The organism is Rhodosalinus sp. (assembly GCF_046542825.1).
Classification (GTDB): domain Bacteria; phylum Pseudomonadota; class Alphaproteobacteria; order Rhodobacterales; family Rhodobacteraceae; genus Rhodosalinus.
On sequence record NZ_JBKHAQ010000166.1, the window covers coordinates 1 to 4,073 of the forward strand.

General features: G+C 71.2%; 4 protein-coding genes, 1 tRNA gene and 1 pseudogene. 3 read left to right on the plus strand and 3 right to left on the minus strand.

Annotated features, from left to right (window positions below; all coding sequences use genetic code 11):
• The coding region (locus ACLFOB_RS14435) for an ABC transporter C-terminal domain-containing protein (RefSeq protein ID WP_410926537.1) at positions 1-420 on the plus strand (420 nt) is incomplete at its 5' end.
• On the opposite strand, the gene ACLFOB_RS14440 is transcribed toward ACLFOB_RS14435, so the two are convergent.
• Positions 417-1,490: an AbrB family transcriptional regulator gene (locus ACLFOB_RS14440; RefSeq protein ID WP_410917945.1), complete on the minus strand. Its 1,074-nt coding sequence runs from the start codon at positions 1,488-1,490 to the stop codon at positions 417-419. The two genes, ACLFOB_RS14435 and ACLFOB_RS14440, sit on opposite strands and share 4 nt — an antisense overlap.
• Positions 1,491-1,567: 77 nt before the next feature.
• On the opposite strand from ACLFOB_RS14440, the gene ACLFOB_RS14445 reads away from it, so the two are divergent.
• Positions 1,568-2,686 carry an acetoin utilization protein AcuC gene (locus tag ACLFOB_RS14445; RefSeq protein ID WP_410926538.1) on the plus strand — a complete coding sequence of 373 codons (1,119 nt, stop codon included), beginning with the start codon at positions 1,568-1,570 and terminating at the stop codon, positions 2,684-2,686.
• Between the two features lie 5 nt (positions 2,687-2,691).
• Here ACLFOB_RS14445 and ACLFOB_RS14450 read toward each other — a convergent pair whose 3' ends face one another.
• Positions 2,692-3,060, minus strand: coding sequence for a hypothetical protein (locus ACLFOB_RS14450; protein ID WP_410917946.1), 369 nt, complete (start codon positions 3,058-3,060; stop codon positions 2,692-2,694).
• Between the two features lie 265 nt (positions 3,061-3,325).
• On the opposite strand from ACLFOB_RS14450, the gene ACLFOB_RS14455 reads away from it, so the two are divergent.
• Positions 3,326-3,399 (plus strand) — tRNA-Gly (locus ACLFOB_RS14455).
• Positions 3,400-3,668: 269 nt separating this feature from the next.
• On the opposite strand, the pseudogene ACLFOB_RS14460 reads toward ACLFOB_RS14455, so the two are convergent.
• Positions 3,669-3,905: pseudogene (locus ACLFOB_RS14460) on the minus strand (IS110 family transposase); the annotation flags it as partial.
• Positions 3,906-4,073 lie beyond the last annotated feature (168 nt).

The following is a 4,073-nucleotide window of genomic DNA, read 5'->3' on the forward strand; positions in this document are numbered from 1 at the left end:
GCGATGGAGGGCGACGGGCGCGCCGTGACCTACGCCGGCGGCTGGAGCGACTACCTGGCCCAGCGCGGCGGAGACCCCTTCGCGCCGGGCGCGGAGGCACCCGGCAGCAGGCCGGGGAAAACGCAGGGAGCAAGGGTGAAATCGGGAGCAGAGTCAGGAGCTTCGGACGCGAAGCTCGACAAGACCGCGAAGCCCGCACTCACCTTTACGGAACAGCACCGGCTCGAGGCCCTGCCGGACGAGATCGCGCGGCTCGAGGCCGAGATCGCGAAGCTCGAGTCTCTGCTGGCCGACCCGGAGCTCTATGCCCGCGAGCCTGTCAAGTTCCGCAAGGCGACCGAGGCGCTGACCGAGCGGCAGGCGCGGTTGGGCGCGGCAGAGGACGAATGGCTGACGCTGGCAGAGAAGGCCGGGGCCTAGCGCGGCAGCCGGAGTTTCGCCGCAAGGCTGATGGCCAGCACCGTCAGCCCGATCCGGAAAAGATGGTGGATCGTCACGATGGCGGGGCTGGCGCCGAGGCTGAGCGCCACCAGCGACATCTCGGTCACGCCGCCGGGCGCGAAACTGACCATCAGCACATCCACCGGCTTGCCTGTCGCTTCCGTCAGCGCAAGCGCCGCGAGCGCCGCCATCGCCAGCATCGTGCCCACGCTCACCAGCCCCAGCCCCGCCGCGCGGCGCAGCATCGGCCCTGTGATGCCTAGGAACTTCGCGCCCAGGCTTGCGCCCACGACGATCTGCGCCGCGATCACCAGTTCCGGCGGCAGGGCGACGGGACCGAAGCCCGAGAGGTTGAGCGCCGCCGCCGCGAGCAGCGGCCCCAGCAACTGGCCCGCCGGCAGCCGCAGCCGCCGCCCCAGCACCAGCCCGGCTGCCCCCGCCGCAAGCGTCAGGACAAGGCCGCCCGCGGTCATCGTGCCCCCGTCCGGCGCGGCGGTCACGCCCGCCGCGCTGCCCACCGGCATCCCCTCGACCAGCGTGATCCCCACCGGCAGCAGCGTGACGACAAGGATGATGCGCAGGAACTGCTGCACGGTCAGCAGCCGGATGTCGGCGCCCGCCGCCTCGCCCAGCGCGATCGCCTCGTAGACCCCGCCCGGCGTGGCGCAGTAGAAGGCGGTGACGCGATCGTAGCCGCCCAGTCGCCGGAACACGAGATAGTTGACGGCAAAGGCCGCCAGCGTGAAGGCCGCAAGCGCCGAGAGGCTGAGCGCAAGGCCCGGCAGCCGCTCGGCCAGGTCGGGCGTGACCTGCGCGCCGATCATCAGCCCGATCACCGCGATGAAGGCCAGGCGCAGCCCCTCGGGATACCGGAAGTCCTGCGGCAGCCGTGCGCCGAGCGTGCCGGCCAGCGCGGCGGTAACGGCCAGACTGCCCAGCAGCCAGGGCAGGGGCAGGCCCAGCAGGGCGGCGGTCCAGCCGCCCGCCGCACCGGCGAGGGTGAGGGCGAGCGCGGTCAGCAGAACCGGGAGGGAGGGCAGCTTTGGCATCGGGCGCGCGTCCCTTACCCGCAGGCGTCGGGCGGTGCAATCTCGCCCGGCGCGCCGGCCGTGCTAGGATGCCGGGCATGACAGCGCCGCTCTTCATCGGGTCCGAGGTCTATCGGGGGTCCAGCTACGGGCCGCACCACCCGCTGCGCGTGCCGCGCGTGCCCACGGTGATCGACCTTTCCCGCGCGCTGGGCTGGCTGCCGCGCGCATGCTACCGCCCCAGCCCGCGCGCCAAGCCCGCCGCGCTCGCCACCTTCCACGATCCGGCCTACCTTGAGGCGTTGTCTCGGGCCGAGCGCACGCAGGATGTGTCCGCGGAGACGCGCGCGCGCCACGGCCTCGGCACGCTCTCGAATCCGCTCTTCCCCGAGATGTTCCGCCGGCCTGCCACCGCGGCCGGCGGCTCGCTGCTGGCGGCAGAGATCGCGGCGGCGGGCGGGCGCGTCTTCAACCCCGGCGGCGGCACGCATCACGGGCTGCGGGACCGGGCGGCGGGGTTCTGCTATCTCAACGACCCGGTGCTCGCGCTTCTGCGGCTCAGGGCGCTGGGGCTCGACCGCATCGCCTATGTCGATATCGATGCGCATCATGCCGACGGGGTCGAGGCGGCCCTGGCCGGCACCGAGGGGATGCTGCTGATCTCGACGCATGAGGAGGGGCGCTGGCCCTTCACAGGCGCGCTCGACGACCGGGCCGGGGGCGTGGCGCTGAACCTGCCGCTGCCGCGCGGCGCGCACGACGGCGATTTCGCGCGCGCCCTCGACGAGGTGATCCTGCCCGCCGTGGCGGCGCACCGCCCGCAGGCGATCGTACTGCAGTGCGGCGCGGACGCGGTGGCGGAGGATCCGCTCTCGCGCCTTGGGTGGTCGAACCGCAGCCATGCGGCGGCCGTGCGCGCGCTGGCGCCGCTTGCGCCGGGCTTCGTGCTGCTGGGCGGGGGCGGCTACAACCCGTGGTCGGTGGGCCGCGCCTGGACGCTGGCCTGGGCCACGCTGGCAGGACACGAGGTGCCCGACCGGCTGCCGGAGGCGGCGCAGGCGGTGCTGCGCGGGTTGCGCTGGTCGCACCGGCTTGGGCGCGAGGTGCCCGAGGCATGGCTCACCACGCTTGCGGACAGCCCGCGCGAGGGGGCGCCAACCCCCGATGTCGCGGAGCGGCTGCGCCGTCTGCGCGCGCGGCAGAAGCTCTGGGTCTGACCCGCTCAGCCGTGGGTTCCGTCGCTGTCCCGCAGTTCGTCCTCGGACCCATCGCCGGACAGATCGCCCCGGATTGGCTCGGCCCGCTCCCATTCCCGCGGCGCGACTTCGAGGCCGCGCAGCAGGTGGCGCTCTGCATCGGTCAGCCCGTTCTGGTGGGCAAAGTCGATCAGGTCGCGCAGCGTGTCGACGAACCAGGCGCGCTCGACGGTGCGCGCGGCGGCGCGCGTTCCGTGGCGGCTGGACAGGTCCAGCCCCTTGCGGGCGTTTTCCAGCGCGTGGGCGATCCGGGGCAATTCGTGCTCCGTTGCATAGAGCGCGAGATCGTCCAGCACATGGACCATCCAGTCGTGCGGACCCTGCGAATTCGGCATCTTGCGCCGCGGGCACCCCGCGGCTCCCTTCCTGGCGACGGGGGCACGATTGCGCATTCGCAGAGGCGAGACAAGCCTCTGAATACCGAAGTATGCCGTCACCGACCCGCGGCAAGCGCTCCGCCGCGCCGTCGCCGGATCGTCCGTCAGGCGCGCCTGCGCGAGATCTGCGACCGCCGCTCGCCACAGGCCTGCGCGCGGCGGGCTGAAGGCGGCGCGATCCGCCTTGCCATGCCGCATCGCGCCGCGTATCTAGGGTGGCACGGCGGGTGTAGCTCAATGGTAGAGCAGCAGCTTCCCAAGCTGACGACGAGGGTTCGATTCCCTTCACCCGCTCCAAGTCAACACTCAACCTATTGTTTTTTATGTAATTGATTTGCTGGTGGGCTTTCAGCCCAGCACATAGACCACCGTGATGGCTGTAAGGGCTTGCGCTCAGGGAACCGGAGAATACACGAAGGCTTCGATGTCTCGTCGCCGCCACACGGTCTTGCCCTCCCACTTGATCGGCTTCGGCAACGGGTTCCCCCGAACGCGGGTCCAGACCGTGTTTCAGTGACAACCCAAGAGCTTCGCGGCTTGCCGGACGTTGAGGAGGAGGGAGCTGACGGGCCGATGCCCGGGATGGTTCGGAGCCGCTGACAGTTCCGCTCACCGCCGAGCATCGCCTTGGCGCGTCGCTCGATCTCGTCGCGCTGGCGAACGAGGCTGCGCCCTTCTGCAAGCATCGTGCGGAACATCCGGAGAGCATCGGAAGAGGGCTTTATCGGCAATCCGATCGAGCAGCGTGCAGTCTCGTAAATGTCCGAGAGATGGCTTTGTTTGGAGACCTTGCGCCCGACGACGTGCCGGACCACGTCCGGTGGCGCTCTCGACGGGGTTGGTGCGTGGATGGTCCCGGTGCTTGGCAGGGAAGGCATGAGACAGGCCGCCGAGGCGGGCGTGAGACAGGCCGCCAAGGCGTCCCGGTCCCTGGCCAGGGGGGCTTTTCCGCCGGTTGCTGCGCAGGGCGG

Bases quoted from the DNA above. Each gene is read 5' to 3' on its own strand.
- ACLFOB_RS14440 (WP_410917945.1), bottom strand. From the start codon at position 1,490: ATGCCAAAGCTGCCCTCCCTCCCGGTTCTGCTGACCGCGCTCGCCCTC.
- ACLFOB_RS14445 (WP_410926538.1), top strand. From the start codon at position 1,568: ATGACAGCGCCGCTCTTCATCGGGTCCGAGGTCTATCGGGGGTCCAGC.
- ACLFOB_RS14450 (WP_410917946.1), bottom strand. From the start codon at position 3,060: ATGCCGAATTCGCAGGGTCCGCACGACTGGATGGTCCATGTGCTGGAC.